Genomic DNA, 16,779 nt, shown 5'->3' with positions numbered 1-16,779 from the left:
TATCGGGTGTGGCAGGTGGGGCCAGGGTATATGCCAGAAAAGTCGAGCAATTGCTGTGAACAAGTGTAAAACCGGGGCCGCTTCGGGGCTTGCCCGCTTCCACAGAGGTCAAGCAATCCCTGTGAGAGCGGGCAAGCCCGCGAAAGGGGCACGCAGCGGCCCCTTTGATGACAACGCGGTACTACTGCGTGGCCGTTTCCTGCACCACACGAATCACCCGCTGCGGAAACGGAATGTCGATCCCCTCGGCTTTCAGGCGGTCACGCGCCTGCTCGTTGAGCATGAACATCACGTCCCAGTAATCGGACGTCTTGGTCCACAAGCGCAGCGAGACGGTAATCGAGCTGTCGCCCAGCGTCGCCACTACCGCCTGCGGTGCCGGGTCGGGCAGAACACGCGGGTCCTTTGCCAGCTCCAGCAGCACGTTGCGGGCCTTCTGCAGGTCGGCCTCGTAGTCCACACCCACATCGAATACCACCTTGCGAGTAGGCTGGCGGTTGGTGTTGGTAATGATGCCGTTGGACAGGCTGCCGTTAGGCATGATCACAGTCTTGTTGTCACCGGTACGCAACACGGTGTGGAAGATCTGGATGCTGTCGACTGTCCCGGCAACGCCCTGCGCCTCGATCCAGTCACCGATGCGGAAGGGGCGGAACATCAGGATCAGCACACCACCGGCAAAGTTCGCCAGGCTACCCTGCAAGGCCAGGCCGATAGCCAGGCCCGCAGCACCGATAGCGGCCACGAACGAGGTGGTCTCGATGCCGATCATCGAGGCCACGCTGACCAACAGCAGCACCTTCAGCACGATGTTCGCCAGGGTGCTGATGAAACCCTGCAGCGCCAGGTCGGCGTTGCGCAAGCCCACCAGCTTGCCGAGGCGTGCGCTGACTTTGTTGATGATCCACCAGCCCACCGCCAGGGTCAGCAGTGCCAGCAGCACACGGCTGCCGTACTCCATGATCAAGGGGATCCAAGTCTGGGATTGGCGGACGAGCTGATCGACTTCAGCGTTCAAATCCATATTCATCTCCTGATGCCGAGCGGCAAGTACACGGTAGAACAGGCTGCGCGCATTCACACAGCCCCGGCCCCCATGGACATCATTGCGCCATCGGGGTTCCGGCCCGCAACCGCATCAATCGCGGAAGTTGTTGAACTGCAGCGGCATGTCGAATTCCTTGGTGCGCAGCAGCGCAATGGCTTCCTGCAGGTCGTCACGCTTCTTGCCGGTGACCCGCACCTGCTCACCCTGGATGGCGGCTTGCACTTTCAGCTTGCCATCCTTGATGGTGGCAACGATCTTCTTCGCCAGGTCTTTGTCGATGCCTTCGCGGAATTTGGCTTCCTGCTTCTTTTCCTTGCCGGAAGGGTACGGGTCCTTGGTTTCCAGGCACTTCACGTCGATCTTGCGCTTGACCAATGCAAGGCGCAGGATTTCCAGCATCGCTTCGAGCTGGAATTCTTCCTCGGCGGTGAGCATCACGGTCTGATCTTTGTCCTTGAACTCAAAGGTGCCCTTGCCTTTCAGGTCGTAACGGCGATCAAGTTCCTTGATGGCGTTATCAACGGCGTTCTGCACTTCGTGCTTGTCCAGTTCCGATACCACGTCGAACGAAGGCATGGTTGTTCTCCCAAAATAAAAGCGCGCTCAGGCTGAAGATGGAGCGCGCTGGGTTTGACGGTTAAAATGCGGACTCATTATAACGGGTTGCGAAACGCATATGAGCAGCACCTGGCATATTCTCGGCGCCGGTAGCCTGGGCAGCCTATGGGCCTGCCGCCTGGCGCGCACAGGCAAGGCAGTGCGCCTGATCCTGCGTGACGGGCAACGGCTGCAGGCTTATCAGCAGGCTGGCGGCCTGACACTGGTCGAACAGGACCACTCCCAGCACTACGCCATCCCTGCCGAAACCGCGCAGGCACAGGGCCCCATCCACCGCCTGCTGGTGGCCTGCAAGGCCTACGACGCTGCACCGGCGATCGCCAGTGTGGCAGCGCGTCTGGCCGAGGGGGCCGAAGTACTGTTGCTGCAAAACGGCCTGGGCAGCCAGGACGAAGTGGCCGACCTGGTGCCCCACGCACGCTGCATCTTCGCCTCCAGCACCGAAGGGGCCTTTCGCGAGGGGGACTGGCAGGTGCGCTTTGCCGGCCACGGTTTCAACTGGCTGGGCGACCCACGCAACCCGACAACACCCGCCTGGTTCGATGACCTGCACCAAGCCGGCATACCTGCCGAGTGGACGGTCGATATCCTCACCCGCCTGTGGCGCAAGCTGGCGCTCAACTGCGCCATCAACCCGCTGACCGTGCTACACGAATGCCAGAACGGAGTGTTGCTTGGGCACCTGGCTGAAGTCGATGCACTGTGCGCCGAACTGGTCCAGTTGCTGCGGCGCTGCGGCCAGCCGCAAGCGGCAGATGAGCTCAGCGAAGAAGTGCAGCGGGTGATCCTTGCCACCGCAGCCAACTACTCTTCCATGTATCAGGATGTGCGCGCGGGCCGACGCACCGAGGTGCACTACCTGCTCGGCCATGCCTGTCGGGCGGCCGGGCGCCACGGCCTGCAACTGCCACAGCTTGAACACTTGCTGCAGCGCCTGGTCGATAACTTGCGCATGCGTGGCTTGCCCTGCGACTAACGCGCCCCTTTCAACCGGATACGGACATTGCCTAGCCCATGACCTTGCGCCAACGCCTGGAAAACCTCCCGGTCGGGCAGAAGCTGCTGGCGGCCCTGCTGGTATTGCTGGTGACCATCCTGCTGGTGGCCAACCTCACCTTCATTAGCGCCGCCTACTGGATCACCCAGGAAAGCATGGCGCCGCAGGCACTGCAGACCATCGGCCGGCTGGTGGCCAACCCGCAGCTGGCGGCCCGCGCTGGCGACACCCCGGAAACCGCCGGTGCCCTGCTCAAGGAACTGGACAGCTACACGCCGCTACGCGCCGCCGCTGTCTACGGCGGCGACGGGCGTATGCTGGCACAGCTGCAGCATGGCGAGCCGCTGGCCCTGCCCAAGCGTTTTCGCAACATAGACGGCTGGCGCCTGATGGAGTTTCGCAGCACCCAGCTGATCCGCATACCGCGCGACGCCAACCCGCCTGCACACCTGCTGCTGGTGGCCAGCAGCGAGCTGCCCATGGCGTTCTACACCGGCACACTGAGCGCCAGCCTGGGCATACTGGTGTTCAGCATCCTGCTGTGGATTGTGGTCGCCCGGCAGATAAAACGCCTGATCACCCAGCCGATCAACCAGCTCGAAGAGCTCAGCCGCCAGGTCACCCGCGAAGAGAGCTACGCCTTGCGGGCCAAGCGCGGCAACGACGACGAAATCGGCAGCCTGGCCGAAGCCTTCAACACCATGCTCTCGCGCATCGAAGGCCGCGAGCAGCAGCTAAAACGCGCACGAGACGAATTCCAGAGCGCCTACGACCAGGCCCAGGGCCTGGCCGAGGAAACCCGCCATACCAACCGCAAACTTGAGTTGGAAGTGCAGGTGCGCAGCAAGATCGAGAAAAAACTCACAGGCTTCCAGAACTACCTCAACAGCATCATCGACTCGATGCCCTCGGCGCTGATCGCCCTCGACGAACAGCTCTACGTGACCCAGTGGAACCACGAAGCCACGGTGCTTTCCGGTACGCCACTGGACGAAGCGCTGAACCAGCCAGTATTCATTGCCTTCGAGCCGCTCAAGCCGTTCTTGCCACAGTTGAAGGAAACCGTGGAAAAACACCGCGTCGCGAAAATCGAGCGGGTCACCTGGCCCAAAGGCGATGACCTGCGCCACTACGCTTTGACCTTCTACCCCCTGACCGGCGGCGGTGGGCGCGGCGTGGTGATCCGTATCGATGACATTACCCAGCGCCTGTCGCTGGAAGAGATGATGGTGCAATCCGAAAAGATGCTCTCGGTCGGTGGACTGGCGGCGGGCATGGCCCACGAGATCAACAACCCGCTGGGCGCCATCCTGCACAACGTGCAAAACATTCGCCGGCGCCTGTCGTCCGAGCTGCCGCGCAACCAGGAGCAGGCCGAAGAGCTGGGCATCGACCTGGCCACGGTCAACCGCTACCTGGACAGCCGTGAGGTGCCACAGTTGCTCGATGGCATTCAGCAGGCCGGTGCCAGGGCAGCGAAGATCGTTACCCACATGCTCAGCTTCAGCCGCCGCAGCAACCGCCAGTTGGCGCCGTGCGACCTGCCGGCACTGATCGACCAGGCGGTGGAAATTGCTGGCAATGACTTTGACCTGGCCATCGGCTTCGACTTCAAGGGCCAGGCCATCGTGCGCCAATTCGACCCGGAGTTGGGCCCTGTGCCATGCACCGCCAACGAACTGGAACAGGTACTGCTCAACCTGCTGAAAAATGCGGCTCAGGCCATCCACGTGCGGCCACAGCCCAGCGAGCCCGGGCGCATCACCCTGCGCACCCGGCTGAACCCGCCATGGGCGGAAATCCAGGTCGAGGACAATGGCGTCGGCATGCCCGAGGCGGTGCGCAAACGCACCTTCGAGCCGTTCTTCACCACCAAGGAAATCGGCCAAGGCACCGGCCTGGGCCTGTCGGTTTCGTATTTCATCATCACCAACAACCACAAGGGGCAGATGGAAGTGCAGTCCACGCCCGGCCAGGGCACCTGCTTTACCCTGCGCCTGCCCCTTGGCCAGCCGGCGACGCCGGCCAACACGGAGAAGTGACATGGGCTACCGCCTGTCGAAGATCTACACACGCACCGGCGACACGGGCGAAACCGGCCTGGGCGACGGACGCCGGGTGCCCAAAGACCACCCGCGGATCGAGGCAATTGGCGAGGTGGACAGCCTGAACAGCCAGTTGGGCTTGCTGCTTGCGGGGCTGGACGAGCAAGGCCTGGACGAGGTGAGCGCCGTGCTGATGCCGTGTCAGCACCGCTTGTTCGACCTGGGCGGTGAGCTGGCGATGCCGAGCTACCAGGCATTGACCCTGGCGGAGGTGGAACGCCTGGAAGCAGCCATCGATGTGTGGAACGAAGAGCTGGGGCCGTTGAAGAACTTCATTTTACCCAGTGGTTCGGCGCTGGTGGCGCAAGCGCATGTGTGCCGCAGCCTGGCGCGCAGTGCAGAGCGACGTTGTCAGCAGTTGAATGCCGTGGAGCCACTGGAAGGCGTTGGGTTGGCGTATATCAACCGGCTTTCCGATCTATTGTTCGTGGCGGCGCGGATCATCGGGCGGCGCCAGGGGGTGGACGAGGTTTTGTGGCAGCCTGCCGAGAAACCCAAAGGCTGATATTTCTGGGGCTGCTTTCAGCCCATTCGCGGGACAAGCCCGCTCCCACAGGTACCTCACTGCCCTGAGGTTCGGCGCATTACCTGTGGGAGCGGGCTTGCCCCGCGAATGGGCCGCGCAGCGGCCCCTGTTACAGGCAACTCACCTCTCGGGCCAGAACGCCCGGATCCCGGCAACACCCTGTGCCCCGGCTTCCCAGGCTTGCTCGCGCTGATCAGGCCCTACCCCACCCAGCAGGTAGACCGGTTTGTTGAACCCGGCTATCAACCGCTGCGCCTCATCCCACCCTAGCGGCACTGCCTCAGGGTGGGTCTGGGTCGCCTGCACCGGCGACAAGGTGACAAAGTCCACGCCCATCTGCTCCGCCAGCGCCAGCTCCTCGGCGCTGTGGCAGGACGCTGCCAGCCAGCGCTCATTGGGAAATGGCCGGCCCTTGGCCGCGTACTTGCGCAGTTGCGCGGCCGTCAGGTGCCAGCCGGCCGCAGGGAAGTCACCCAGCCACTCCAGCGGCCCCTTGAGCATCAGCTGTGCCTTGCCTGCACACAGCCCGACTGCATCCACCGCGACATCGCGATACTTGGGGTCGTACATGTCCGGCGCCCGCAGCTGGATCAGGCGAGTACCGTTGGCCACCGCCTTCTGGATGCCCTTGAGCATCTGTGGCACTTCCAGGCCATCCGGGGTAATCAGGTACTGATCCGGCAGCCGCGCCGCAGCAACGATGGGCTTGTTGGCTTCAGGAAATTCATAGTGCGACAGATCCCGCGGGGCCACCCACTCCAGCGGCTGCCCTTCTGCGCCATGAGGTGCGCCCGTGAACGCTTCGACCTCGCGCACGTCCAGCAGCACCTGTTTGTCCGGGTAGTCATGGCTGACCTTGATCAGTGCACGCGAACGGGTCACCTCGATGCCCAACTCTTCGCGCAGCTCACGGGCCAGGGCCGCTTCAACGCCTTCGCCCTCTTCCACCTTGCCGCCGGGAAACTCCCACAGGCCGCCCTGGTGCTGGGTATCGGCCCTGCGTGCAATCAGAATTCGGCCGTCAGTACCTCGAATGACCGCCGCTACAACATGTATCCGTTTCACCCTTCACGCTCCGCCAGGCCGGCCTGCTGCCACGCCTGGAAGGCTGGCCACTGATAAATGGTTTCGATATAGGCTGCCGCCTCTGCCGGCACCTCCACGCGGTAGCTGCGCAGGCGCACGGCCACCGGGGCGAAGAAGGCGTCGGCCAGGGTCGGCTTGCCGAACAGGAACGGGCCGCTGTCCTTGGCCACCACGCGGCATTCGGACCACAGCGCGACGATACGGTCGATGTCGACCTGCACGTCCAGCGGCACAGTGTCGAGGGCCTGGTCACGCGACAAGTCGAACGGCATGGCCCCGCGCAGGGCAAAGAAACCGCTGTGCATCTGCGCGCAAGCCGAACGGGCCTGGGCGCGGGCGGCTGCGTCAGCAGGCCACAGTTGAGCGTCGGGGTGCTGTTCGTTGAGGTATTCGGCGATGGCCAGAGAATCGGCGATCACACCGTGCTCGCTCTTGAGCAACGGCACCTTGCCAGTGGAGGAAAATGCAAGGATACGCTGACGAGTATCAGGCTGGTTCAGCTTGATCACGGTTTCTTCGTAGGGCACGCCGGCCAGCTCGAGGGCCAGGGCGCCACGCAGCGACCAGGAGGAATACAGCTTGTCGCCGATGATCAGGTGATAGCTCATGGTTCGGCTCCATCAGGTTTGTATTGCAAAACCCGCAGGCTGCTGCGCAGCCTTTCGCGGGCAAGCCCGCTCCTACAAGGACCGCACCGCTCCTACAGGCCTTTCAAAACCTGTGGGAGCGGGCTTGCCCGCGAAGAGGCCTTCGGATCAGTAGATCAAGTACGGTATTCAGCGTTGATCTTCACGTACTCGTGGGACAGGTCGGTGGTCCAGATGGTTTCGCTGCACTGGCCACGGCCCAGTTCGATACGGATGGTGATCTCTTCCTGGGCCATCACTGCCGAACCCTGTGCTTCGGTGTAGCTCGGGTCGCGGCCACCTTTGCTGGCGATGCACACGCTGTCCAGGTACACGTCGATCAGGCTTACATCCAGCTCAGGCACGCCAGCACGGCCAACGGCGGCCAGGATGCGGCCCCAGTTCGGGTCGGAGGCGAACAGGGCGGTCTTGATCAATGGCGAGTGGGCCACGGCATAGCCGACATCCAGGCATTCCTGGTGGTTGCCACCACCGTTGACCTGCACGGTCACGAACTTGGTGGCGCCTTCGCCGTCACGGACGATGGCCTGGGCCACTTCCATGCACACTTCGAACACCGCCTTTTTCAGGGCTTCGAACAGCGCGCCGCTGGCTTCGGTGACCTCTGGCAGGTTGGCCTTGCCGGTGGCAATCAACATGCAGCAATCGTTGGTCGAGGTGTCGCCATCGATGGTAATGCGGTTGAACGACTTGTTGGCGCCGTCCAGCATCAGGTTCTTGAGTACCGCCGGGGCAACCTTGGCGTCGGTAGCGATGTAGCCGAGCATGGTGGCCATGTTCGGGCGGATCATGCCTGCACCCTTGCTGATGCCGGTGACGGTAACGGTCACGCCATCGTGCTGGAACTGGCGGCTGGCACCCTTGGGCAGGGTATCGGTGGTCATGATGCCGGTGGCAGCTTCCGCCCAGTGGTTTTCCGACAAGTTGTCGAGGGCAGCCTGCAATGCACCTTCGATCTTCTCGACCGGCAGTGGCTCGCCGATCACGCCGGTGGAAAACGGCAGTACAGACTCGGCCGGCACGCCAGCCAGCTCGGCCAGCTTGGCGCAGGTACGTTCGGCTGCAGCCAAGCCTGGCGCGCCCGTGCCTGCGTTGGCGTTACCGGTGTTGGTCAGCAGGTAGCGCACGGTGCCCTGTACACGCTGCTTGGCCAGGATCACCGGTGCTGCGCAGAAGGCGTTGAGGGTAAACACACCAGCCACGCTGGAGCCTTCGGCACAGCGCATGACCACCACATCCTTGCGCCCCGGGCGCTTGATGCCGGCAGAAGCGATGCCGAGTTCAAAACCCGGTACCGGGTGCAGGGTGGGCAAAGGACCAAGACCAACAGCCATTAGAGCGCTCCTAGAAAAACGGTGAAGTGATGATGGAAGAGCGGGGCCGCTTCGCGCCCCATTCGCGGCACAAGGCCGCTCCCACAAGGACATCGCAGCCTTCCGGTCGGGCGCGGTCCCTGCAGGAGCGGCCTTGTGCCGCGAATGGGCCGCAAAGCGGCCCCGGTTTGTCACGTTACAGCAATGAATCAGATCACTCGATCTGCCCGTGGCAATGCTTGAACTTCTTGCCCGAACCACACCAGCACGGCTCGTTGCGGCCCAGTTTCTGGTCGTTACGCACTGGCGCTGCGGCCACCGCCACTTCGGCGCCCTCCTCGCTCAGTTGCTCGCTTTCCAACCCTGGGGCAGGGGCATGCTGGAACTGCATGCGGCTGGCCAGTTCCTCGGCCTCGCGGCGAAGGCGTGCTTCCTCCTCGATCGGATCTTCGCGGCGAACCTGAACGTGCGACAGCACGCGGATGGTGTCGCGCTTGATCGACTCGAGCAGCTCCTGGAACAGGCTGAACGACTCGCGCTTGTACTCCTGCTTCGGGTTCTTCTGCGCATAGCCACGCAGGTGAATACCGTGGCGCAGGTGGTCCATGGTCGACAGGTGGTCTTTCCACAGGTCGTCCAGCACGCGCAGCAGGATCTGCTTCTCGAAGGTACGCAGGGCTTCGATACCGGCCTGGTCTTCCTTCTCGGTGTAGGCAGTGGTGATCTCGTTCAGCAGCTTCTCGCGCAGGGTTTCCTCGTAGAGGTGATCGTCCTCATCGAGCCACTGCTGGATCGGCAGTTTCATGGCGAAATCGCTGGCCAGCGAGGCTTCCAGACCGGCCACATCCCACTGCTCTGGCAGCGACTGCGGCGGGATGTGCTGGCTGATGGTAGCGTCCAGCACTTCCTTGCGGAATTCGACGATGGTGTCGCCGATGTTCTCGGCGGCCAGCAGGCTGTTGCGCATGTGGTAGATCACCTTGCGCTGTTCGTTGGCCACGTCGTCGTATTCGAGCAATTGCTTACGGATGTCGAAGTTGCGGCCTTCAACCTTGCGCTGGGCTTTCTCGATGGCGTTGGTGACCATGCGGTGTTCGATGGCCTCGCCCGACTGCATGCCCAGTGCCTTCATGAAGTTCTTCACCCGGTCAGAGGCGAAGATGCGCATCAGGCTGTCTTCCAGCGACAGGTAGAAGCGGCTGGAGCCCGGGTCACCCTGACGGCCCGAACGGCCACGCAGCTGGTTGTCGATACGGCGCGACTCATGGCGCTCGGAGGCGATCACGTGCAAGCCGCCCGACTCGATCACTTGCTGGTGACGCTTCTGCCAGTCGGACTTGATCTGGGCGATCTGTTCGGCGGTCGGGTTTTCCAGGGTGGCCACTTCGGCTTCCCAGTTACCACCCAACAGGATGTCGGTACCACGGCCGGCCATGTTGGTGGCGATGGTCAGTGCGCCTGGAGCACCAGCCTGCGCGATGATCTCGGCTTCCTTCTCGTGGTACTTGGCGTTCAGGACCTTGTGCTCGATACCTTCCTTGAGCAACAGGTTCGACATGTGCTCGGAGGTTTCGATGGTCGCAGTACCCACCAACACCGGGCGGCCCTGGGTCATGCTTTCCTTGATGTCGGCAATGATCGCGGCGTATTTCTCGTCGGCGGTCAGGTACACCAGGTCGTTGAAGTCCTTACGTGCCAGCGGCTTGTTCGGCGGGATCACCATCACGTTGAGGCCGTAGATGGACTGGAACTCGAACGCTTCGGTGTCGGCGGTACCGGTCATGCCGGACAGCTTGGTGTACAGGCGGAAGTAGTTCTGGAACGTGGTCGAAGCCAGGGTCTGGCTCTCGGCCTGGATATTCAGGTTTTCTTTTGCCTCAATGGCCTGGTGCAGGCCCTCGGACAGGCGACGGCCCGGCATGGTGCGGCCGGTGTGCTCGTCAATCAGCAGGACCTGGCCGTCCTGGACGATGTACTCGACGTTGCGGTGGAACAGCTTGTGCGCGCGCAGGCCAGCGTAAACGTGGGTCAGCAGGCCCAGGTTGTGCGCGGAGTACAGGCTCTCGCCCTCGGCCAGCAGGCCGGCCTGGGTGAGCATTTCTTCGATGAACTGGTGACCGGCTTCGTTGAGCTCGACCTGGCGGCTCTTCTCGTCGATGGTGAAGTGGCCTTCCTGGGTGACCTGGCCTTCCACTTCTTCGATATGCTGGGTCAGGCGCGGGATCAGGCGGTTGATCTCGATGTACAGCTTGGAGCTGTCCTCAGCCTGGCCGGAGATGATCAGCGGGGTGCGTGCTTCGTCGATGAGGATGGAGTCGACTTCGTCGATCACGGCGAAGTTCAGCTCACGCTGGAACTTCTCTTCCTGGCTGAACGCCATGTTGTCGCGCAGGTAGTCGAACCCGAATTCGTTGTTGGTGCCGTAGGTAATGTCGGACGCATAGGCGGCACGCTTTTCTTCTGGCGGCTGGAAGGCCGAGACGATACCGACCGACAGGCCGAGGAACTCGTACAGCGGACGCATCCAGTTGGCGTCACGGCGGGCCAGGTAGTCGTTGACGGTGACCACGTGCACGCCCTTGCCGGACAGTGCGTTCAGGTACACGGCCAGGGTACCGACCAAGGTCTTGCCTTCACCGGTGCGCATTTCTGCGATCATGCCCTCGTGCAGGGTCATGCCACCGATGAGCTGCACATCGAAGTGGCGCATGCCCATCACACGCTTGCCGGCCTCTCGGGCCACGGCGAAAGCTTCAGGCAGCAATTGGTCCAGTGTCTCGCCTTTGGCCAGGCGCTCCTTGAACTCTGCGGTCTTGCCCCGCAGTTGCTCGTCGGAGAGGGCCACCATCTTCTCTTCGAAGGCATTGACGATACTCACCGTCTTGAGCATGCGTTTCACTTCACGCTCGTTCTTGCTTCCAAAAAGTTTTTTTAACAAAGGCGCAAACATATCGGCAGGATCTTCCACACGTAGGGATGGAGGGCGGCCCCATGAGTCGCCCGTGCAGCCCTGAGGCCGCATGCGAACGAGCATTCTACCCGGAAACGATGGTGAGGAAAGTGGTGGATTTCCACGATGCTATTACAGCGTTTTGGCAGGGGCTTGTCTTAGATAGGGGCATTCTCCGTGAGTTCAAGGCTTGGCAACATGAAAGCTATCGAGAATTGGTCTTATCTGGCCTGCACTGGGGAATGCCTGTAATAGCGGGCAAGCCCGTGAAGAGGCCGGCACCGGCTACAGAGGTGTTAAACTGCTGACCTTGAACCTCATGCACAGTCCCATGGCCTACAAACCCTCCCCTGCCCAGCCGCCCTCCGCACTGCTGCGCCAGGTCCGCCCGCTGCGCCTGCTGCTGAACCAGGCCGAGCGCCTGGAGCACCTGCAACGCCTGCTGGAAAGCCAGCTGCAACCCGCTGCCCGCGAGCACTGCCATGTCGCGTCATGGCGCGATGGCACCTTGCTGCTGGTTGTGACTGACGGCCATTGGGCAACCCGCCTGCGCTACCAGCAGAAGCGCCTGCTGGCGGCATTGCAGGCCATGGAGGCGTTCGGCAACCTCAGGCGCATCCTGTTCAAGGTGCAGCCACCGCTGGTGCCGGCCAAGCGTGGCCTAAACACCACCGAGCTGTCGGCCAATGCCGCGCAGAGTATTCGCGGTTCCGCTGAAGGCATTACCGACGAGAAGCTGCGCGCCGCATTGGAGCGTTTGGCTAACAATGCTTCGCGCAAAAAAAAGCCTTCAGAATAAAACAAGCTAAAAAACCTGCACTTTAAGACTGACAATTTTACCAGTAGCCGGTAGGTTTTGGAGATGGTTTATTGAGCGTTCTTAACCCAGGAACTGCATCATGACCCTGCCCACGACTGACTATAGCGAACATACAACTTTCACTGATAAGGCATACAACGGCTGGAACGCAATACGCAGCGGACACTCATTAACATTCAACACCGCAAATCAAAGCAACATTTATGTTGAATATGACTCGCCGCCAAACCTCCCACCGCTTCCCCGACACGATGGCGTGCTGCTGATCCAGAAGACGATAAGCGGTCTGGTCCAGGGACACCTCTACTCTATCAGCTTGCGTGTCAAGCGATTCCCCAAGGACCCCGTCCCACACCTCACCTGGTACATAGACGATACTGTCCAGCATCGCTCAAAGCTTGAAAACCACCAGGACTGGCAACGTTTCGTTGTCGACTTCCGCGCGACATCCCCGACTCATACCCTGACACTTGGCAGTTTCGAGCCTGACAATACGCATGTGCATTTCGCTTTCGACGATATCCGCATTTACCCGCACGTACTGCATATCAATTTCGAGGAGCAACCTGGCGAGCAGCTCATTCTACCCGGGCAATCACTCGTACTTCCGCATTTTACGCTGCACCATCTCAGTAGCAATTATGGCTCTAAAACAGGCATTGAGACAGTCAATGAAACCGTCGAAAACATGGCTGAGGGAAAGGCAATTGTACTTTCCAAAGGCCAAAGTTCCGACAGCAATAAAATCGCACTGGATCTGAACGGTGAGTACGGGTACATGCAGTTCGCCTGGAGCCTGATTCATTACGAGGGGTCCGTGAGTTTCTTCACCTCGACTGAGCCAGACCCGCTGAAAACGATCAACTTGGCGAGCGACGGCACACCCAAGCACTTTCTGGTGAGTTTCCGGTCGCCGTACGGCAAGCCAATCACACGCGTGGAGTGCACCTCGACAGACCACAGTTACATCGATTTCATCCTGCTGAAAACCCATGCTGTCCTGAGTGCCTACGACAGAGATAGCCACGACGCATAACCCCAAGCACGCTTGGGGAACTCAGCGAATAAAAAAGGCCACCCGAGGGTGGCCTTAATCACTAGAGAGAGTGCTCGAACTTACACGGCCGCAACAGGGCGCATATAAGAGATCGGTGCCGTGCTGGCATCTTCGAACGTGACCACTTCCCAGGCATCGGTTTCAGCAATCAGCTTGCGCAACAGCTGGTTGTTCAGCGCGTGGCCGGACTTGAAGCCCTTGAACTCGCCAATCAGGCTGTTGCCCAGCAGGTAAAGGTCGCCAATGGCGTCGAGGATCTTGTGCTTTACGAATTCGTCTTCGTAACGAAGGCCGTCCTCGTTGAGCACGCCGTCCTCATCGACCACGATGGCGTTCTCGACACTGCCACCCAATGCAAGGTTGTGCTTGCGCAGGTACTCGATGTCACGCATGAAGCCGAAAGTACGCGCGCGGCTGACTTCCTTCACAAACGAGGTGCTGGAGAAGTCGACGCTGGCGCTCTGGGTCCGGTTGCGAAGCACCGGGTGATCGAAGTCGATCTCGAAGCTCACCTTGAACCCTTCGAAAGGCAGGAACGTGGCGCGCTTGTCGCCCTCTTCCACGGTTACCTCACGCAGGATGCGGATGAACTTCTTGGCTGCGTCCTGCTCTTCCAGGCCGGCAGACTGAATCAGGAATACAAAGGGTCCGGCGCTGCCATCCATGATCGGCACTTCCGAGGCGGAGAGCTCGACGTAGGCGTTATCGATGCCCAGGCCCGCCATGGCGGAGAGCAGGTGCTCGACCGTATCGACCTTGACGTCACCGTTGACCAGCGTCGTCGACATGGTTGTCTCGCCGACGTTGGCCGCACGCGCAGGGATCTCGACCACAGGGTCAAGGTCGGCGCGGCGGAAGACGATGCCGGTGTCAACAGGTGCGGGCTTGAGGGTCAGGTAAACCTTCTCCCCAGAGTGCAGACCGATACCTGTGGCACGGATGGTATTCTTCAGGGTGCGTTGTTTAATCATGGCATTGGCCGCTTCAGCGCAAATTGCGAACAGGTATCAACAAAGGCTGGGGATGATAACAGACCCAACCTTTGATGAATACCAATCACCTTTATACCCCTGATAAATTCCATTAATCAGCCTGACGACGCAGGAAAGCCGGGATATCAAGGTAGTCCAGGTCATCCTGAGGGTTCAGTTTAGCGGCTGCAGCAGCACCTGCATGGGCCTGATTGCGCATCACGGTCGGGCGCTCCAGGTCACGGTAGTTGACCGCTGGCTGCTCCTGGCGTACCGGCGCAGGATTGGACGCCTCGTATGCCTGCTGGGCGGTCTGCAGGGTGTTGTCGACCACTTTGACCGGCTTCTCGATGCGCGCGCCCAGGCCAGTGGCCACAACGGTAACGTGCAGCTCGTCGCGCATGTCCGGGTCGATCACGGTGCCGACCTTGACCATGGCGTGGTCAGAGGCGAAGGCTTCGATGATGCTACCCACATCGGAGTACTCACCCAGCGACAGGTCCGGACCTGCGGTGATGTTCACCAGGATGCCACGGGCGCCCTGCAGGTTGACGTCTTCCAGCAATGGGTTGCGGATCGCCGCTTCGGTGGCTTCACGGGCGCGGTTCGGGCCGCTGGCACAGCCAGTACCCATCATTGCCATGCCCATTTCGCCCATCACCGTACGCACGTCGGCGAAGTCGACGTTGATCATGCCTGGGCGTTTGATGATGTCGGAGATGCCGCGAACGGCACCGGCCAGCACATCGTCGGCCTTGGCAAAGGCAGACAGCAAGCTGGCATCCTTGCCCAGGATGGTCAGCAGTTTCTCGTTGGGAATGGTGATCAACGAGTCGACGCTTTCAGCCAGCATGCGGATGCCTTCATCGGCGATCTGCATACGTTTGCGGCCTTCGAACGGGAACGGACGGGTCACCACGGCTACGGTGAGAATGCCCATTTCCTTGGCCACTTCGGCAATGATCGGCGCTGCACCGGTACCGGTACCGCCACCCATGCCAGTGGTGATGAACACCATGTTGGTGCCCTGCAGTACCTCAGCGATGCGCTCACGGTCTTCCAGCGCAGCCTGACGGCCCACTTCCGGATTGGCACCGGCACCCAGGCCCTTGGTCACGCCAGTGCCCAATTGCAGGATGGTGCGCGCGCCAATGCTTTTCAGCGCCTGGGCATCGGTGTTGGCGCAGATGAATTCCACGCCCTCGATGCTGCTCTTGACCATGTGGTTGACGGCGTTGCCGCCACCACCACCAACGCCGATCACCTTGATGACCGGGCTTTGCGGGACGTTGTCTACGAGCTCGAACATTTTCCCTCTCCTTACAGTTCTCTAGTTGTTGCGCCTACCACTACTGCTTTGAAACTTAGAAGTTGCCCTGGACCCACTTCTTGAAGCGCTCAAGCACTGGGGCCTTCGGTTCATCGCCATAGCTGTTGTTGCTGCTGTTTGTGTTACCGGTCAGGATCAGGTCCTCGGACTGCTTCAGCAGACCGTAAGTGAGCAAGCCCACGCCGGTGGAATAGATCGGGTTGCGAACCACGTCGCTCAGCCCCCGAACGCTGTGCGGTACACCCAGGCGTACCGGCATGTGGAAGATTTCCTCGGCCAGTTCCACGGCACCTTCCATCTTCGCGGTGCCACCGGTGAGTACGATGCCGGCTGGCACCAGGTCTTCGTAGCCGCTGCGGCGCAGTTCGGCCTGAATCAGGGTGAAGAGCTCGTCGTAACGTGGCTCTACCACTTCAGCCAACGCCTGACGCGACAGCTCGCGCGGTGGGCGGTCGCCCACGCTCGGCACCTTGATGGTTTCGCCGGCGCCAGCCAGTTTGGCCAGGGCACAGGCGTAGCGGATCTTGATTTCTTCGGCGTACTGGGTAGGGGTACGCAGGGCCATGGCGATGTCGTTGGTCACCTGGTCGCCGGCAATCGGGATGACCGCGGTGTGACGGATGGCGCCTTCGGTGAAGATGGCGATGTCGGTGGTACCGCCACCGATGTCCACCAGGCAAACACCCAGCTCTTTTTCATCGTCGGTCAGCACCGAGTAGGCCGAGGCCAGCTGCTCAAGGATGATGTCGTCAATTTCCAGGCCGCAGCGGCGTACGCACTTCTCGATGTTCTGCGCCGCGTTGACTGCGCAAGTGACCACGTGGACCTTGGCTTCCAGACGCACGCCAGACATGCCCAGCGGTTCGCGCACGCCTTCCTGGTTGTCGATCACGTAGTCCTGCGGCAGGGTGTGCAACACGCGCTGGTCGGCCGGAATCGCCACAGCCTGGGCAGCGTCGAGTACACGCTCCAGGTCGGCCAGGCTGACCTCGCGGTCGCGGATGGCGACGATGCCGTGGGAGTTCAGGCTGCGGATGTGGTTGCCGGCCACCCCGACGAAAGCCGAGTGGATGCGGCAGCCGGCCATCAGCTGCGCTTCTTCGACGGCGCGCTGGATCGACTGCACGGTGGACTCGATGTTCACCACCACGCCTTTCTTCAGGCCGCGGGACGGATGGGTGCCGATCCCGACGATTTCCAGGGTGCCGTCTTCGCCCACTTCGCCCACCAGCGCCACCACCTTGGAGGTGCCAATGTCCAGCCCGACGATCATTTTGCCGCTATGCGCGTTTGCCATGGTCCTGCCTCTCT

14 protein-coding genes are annotated in these 16,779 nt (G+C 61.3%); 5 read left to right on the top strand and 9 right to left on the bottom strand.

The window, feature by feature from the left end; all coding sequences use genetic code 11:
• Positions 1-181: 181 nt before the first annotated feature.
• Entirely contained in the window at positions 182-1,024 is an 843-nt protein-coding gene (locus LU684_RS25900; protein ID WP_016488945.1) for a mechanosensitive ion channel family protein, read from the bottom strand.
• A 114-nt stretch (positions 1,025-1,138) separates the two neighbouring features.
• The gene (locus tag LU684_RS25895) at positions 1,139-1,624 is read right to left on the bottom strand and encodes a YajQ family cyclic di-GMP-binding protein (protein WP_016488946.1); all 486 of its coding nucleotides are present in this window, start codon (positions 1,622-1,624) and stop codon (positions 1,139-1,141) included.
• Positions 1,625-1,724: 100 nt separating this feature from the next.
• Here LU684_RS25895 and LU684_RS25890 point away from each other — a divergent pair, with 100 nt between their 5' ends.
• From LU684_RS25890 to LU684_RS25880, 3 genes are read left to right on the top strand one after another with little or no spacing between them, the layout of a single operon-like run.
• Positions 1,725-2,642 carry a putative 2-dehydropantoate 2-reductase gene (locus LU684_RS25890; RefSeq protein ID WP_232895200.1) on the top strand — a complete coding sequence of 306 codons (918 nt, stop codon included), beginning with the start codon at positions 1,725-1,727 and terminating at the stop codon, positions 2,640-2,642.
• 38 nt (positions 2,643-2,680) lie between these two features.
• Complete coding sequence (locus tag LU684_RS25885; protein ID WP_102689063.1) at positions 2,681-4,705, top strand: sensor histidine kinase; 2,025 nt, start codon at positions 2,681-2,683, stop codon at positions 4,703-4,705.
• A gap of 1 nt (position 4,706) precedes the next feature.
• A complete protein-coding gene (locus LU684_RS25880) occupies positions 4,707-5,273 on the top strand; it encodes a cob(I)yrinic acid a,c-diamide adenosyltransferase (protein ID WP_016488949.1) in 567 nt (188 codons plus the stop codon).
• 141 nt (positions 5,274-5,414) lie between these two features.
• On the opposite strand, the gene LU684_RS25875 is transcribed toward LU684_RS25880, so the two are convergent.
• The 4 genes from LU684_RS25875 to secA form a co-directional block, all read right to left on the bottom strand.
• Positions 5,415-6,359 (bottom strand): Nudix family hydrolase, encoded by a 945-nt coding sequence (locus LU684_RS25875; RefSeq protein WP_016488950.1) that lies wholly within the window; start codon positions 6,357-6,359, stop codon positions 5,415-5,417.
• Entirely contained in the window at positions 6,356-6,988 is a 633-nt protein-coding gene (locus LU684_RS25870) for a glutathione S-transferase family protein (RefSeq protein ID WP_023048840.1), read from the bottom strand. Before LU684_RS25870 ends, LU684_RS25875 begins: the two co-directional genes overlap by 4 nt.
• A gap of 155 nt (positions 6,989-7,143) precedes the next feature.
• Positions 7,144-8,361 carry a bifunctional glutamate N-acetyltransferase/amino-acid acetyltransferase ArgJ gene (gene argJ, locus LU684_RS25865; RefSeq protein ID WP_096426724.1) on the bottom strand — a complete coding sequence of 406 codons (1,218 nt, stop codon included), beginning with the start codon at positions 8,359-8,361 and terminating at the stop codon, positions 7,144-7,146.
• 193 nt (positions 8,362-8,554) lie between these two features.
• Positions 8,555-11,290, bottom strand: coding sequence for a preprotein translocase subunit SecA (gene secA, locus LU684_RS25860; protein ID WP_016488953.1), 2,736 nt, complete (start codon positions 11,288-11,290; stop codon positions 8,555-8,557).
• Positions 11,291-11,621: 331 nt separating this feature from the next.
• Here secA and LU684_RS25855 point away from each other — a divergent pair, with 331 nt between their 5' ends.
• Positions 11,622-12,089: a DUF721 domain-containing protein gene (locus tag LU684_RS25855; RefSeq protein WP_023048838.1), complete on the top strand. Its 468-nt coding sequence runs from the start codon at positions 11,622-11,624 to the stop codon at positions 12,087-12,089.
• A 100-nt stretch (positions 12,090-12,189) separates the two neighbouring features.
• A complete protein-coding gene (locus LU684_RS25850) occupies positions 12,190-13,146 on the top strand; it encodes a hypothetical protein (RefSeq protein ID WP_060517476.1) in 957 nt (318 codons plus the stop codon).
• Between the two features lie 80 nt (positions 13,147-13,226).
• Here the strand turns inward: LU684_RS25850 and lpxC are convergent, their stop codons facing one another.
• The 3 genes from lpxC to ftsA form a co-directional block, all read right to left on the bottom strand.
• Positions 13,227-14,138, bottom strand: coding sequence for a UDP-3-O-acyl-N-acetylglucosamine deacetylase (lpxC, locus tag LU684_RS25845; RefSeq protein WP_016488957.1), 912 nt, complete (start codon positions 14,136-14,138; stop codon positions 13,227-13,229).
• 112 nt (positions 14,139-14,250) lie between these two features.
• On the bottom strand, positions 14,251-15,447 hold the full coding sequence (gene ftsZ / locus LU684_RS25840; RefSeq protein WP_016488958.1) for a cell division protein FtsZ: 1,197 nt from the start codon (positions 15,445-15,447) through the stop codon (positions 14,251-14,253).
• Positions 15,448-15,502: 55 nt separating this feature from the next.
• Positions 15,503-16,765, bottom strand: coding sequence for a cell division protein FtsA (ftsA, locus tag LU684_RS25835; protein ID WP_016488959.1), 1,263 nt, complete (start codon positions 16,763-16,765; stop codon positions 15,503-15,505).
• Between the last annotated feature and the right edge of the window lie 14 nt (positions 16,766-16,779).

This window comes from Pseudomonas sp. NMI542_15, assembly GCF_021283425.1.
Lineage (GTDB): Bacteria > Pseudomonadota > Gammaproteobacteria > Pseudomonadales > Pseudomonadaceae > Aquipseudomonas > Aquipseudomonas fortuita.
The sequence above is the reverse complement of the archived record's forward strand: the minus strand, read 5'-3'. Positions and strand labels throughout refer to the sequence as shown.

Coding starts and splice junctions, on each gene's coding strand:
- LU684_RS25900 (WP_016488945.1), bottom strand. CDS start 1,024: ATGGATTTGAACGCTGAAGTCGATCAGCTCGTCCGCCAATCCCAGACT.
- LU684_RS25895 (WP_016488946.1), bottom strand. CDS start 1,624: ATGCCTTCGTTCGACGTGGTATCGGAACTGGACAAGCACGAAGTGCAG.
- LU684_RS25890 (WP_232895200.1), top strand. CDS start 1,725: ATGAGCAGCACCTGGCATATTCTCGGCGCCGGTAGCCTGGGCAGCCTA.
- LU684_RS25885 (WP_102689063.1), top strand. CDS start 2,681: ATGACCTTGCGCCAACGCCTGGAAAACCTCCCGGTCGGGCAGAAGCTG.
- LU684_RS25880 (WP_016488949.1), top strand. CDS start 4,707: ATGGGCTACCGCCTGTCGAAGATCTACACACGCACCGGCGACACGGGC.
- LU684_RS25870 (WP_023048840.1), bottom strand. CDS start 6,988: ATGAGCTATCACCTGATCATCGGCGACAAGCTGTATTCCTCCTGGTCG.
- argJ (WP_096426724.1), bottom strand. CDS start 8,361: ATGGCTGTTGGTCTTGGTCCTTTGCCCACCCTGCACCCGGTACCGGGT.
- secA (WP_016488953.1), bottom strand. CDS start 11,290: ATGTTTGCGCCTTTGTTAAAAAAACTTTTTGGAAGCAAGAACGAGCGT.
- LU684_RS25855 (WP_023048838.1), top strand. CDS start 11,622: ATGGCCTACAAACCCTCCCCTGCCCAGCCGCCCTCCGCACTGCTGCGC.
- LU684_RS25850 (WP_060517476.1), top strand. CDS start 12,190: ATGACCCTGCCCACGACTGACTATAGCGAACATACAACTTTCACTGAT.
- lpxC (WP_016488957.1), bottom strand. CDS start 14,138: ATGATTAAACAACGCACCCTGAAGAATACCATCCGTGCCACAGGTATC.
- ftsZ (WP_016488958.1), bottom strand. CDS start 15,447: ATGTTCGAGCTCGTAGACAACGTCCCGCAAAGCCCGGTCATCAAGGTG.
- ftsA (WP_016488959.1), bottom strand. CDS start 16,765: ATGGCAAACGCGCATAGCGGCAAAATGATCGTCGGGCTGGACATTGGC.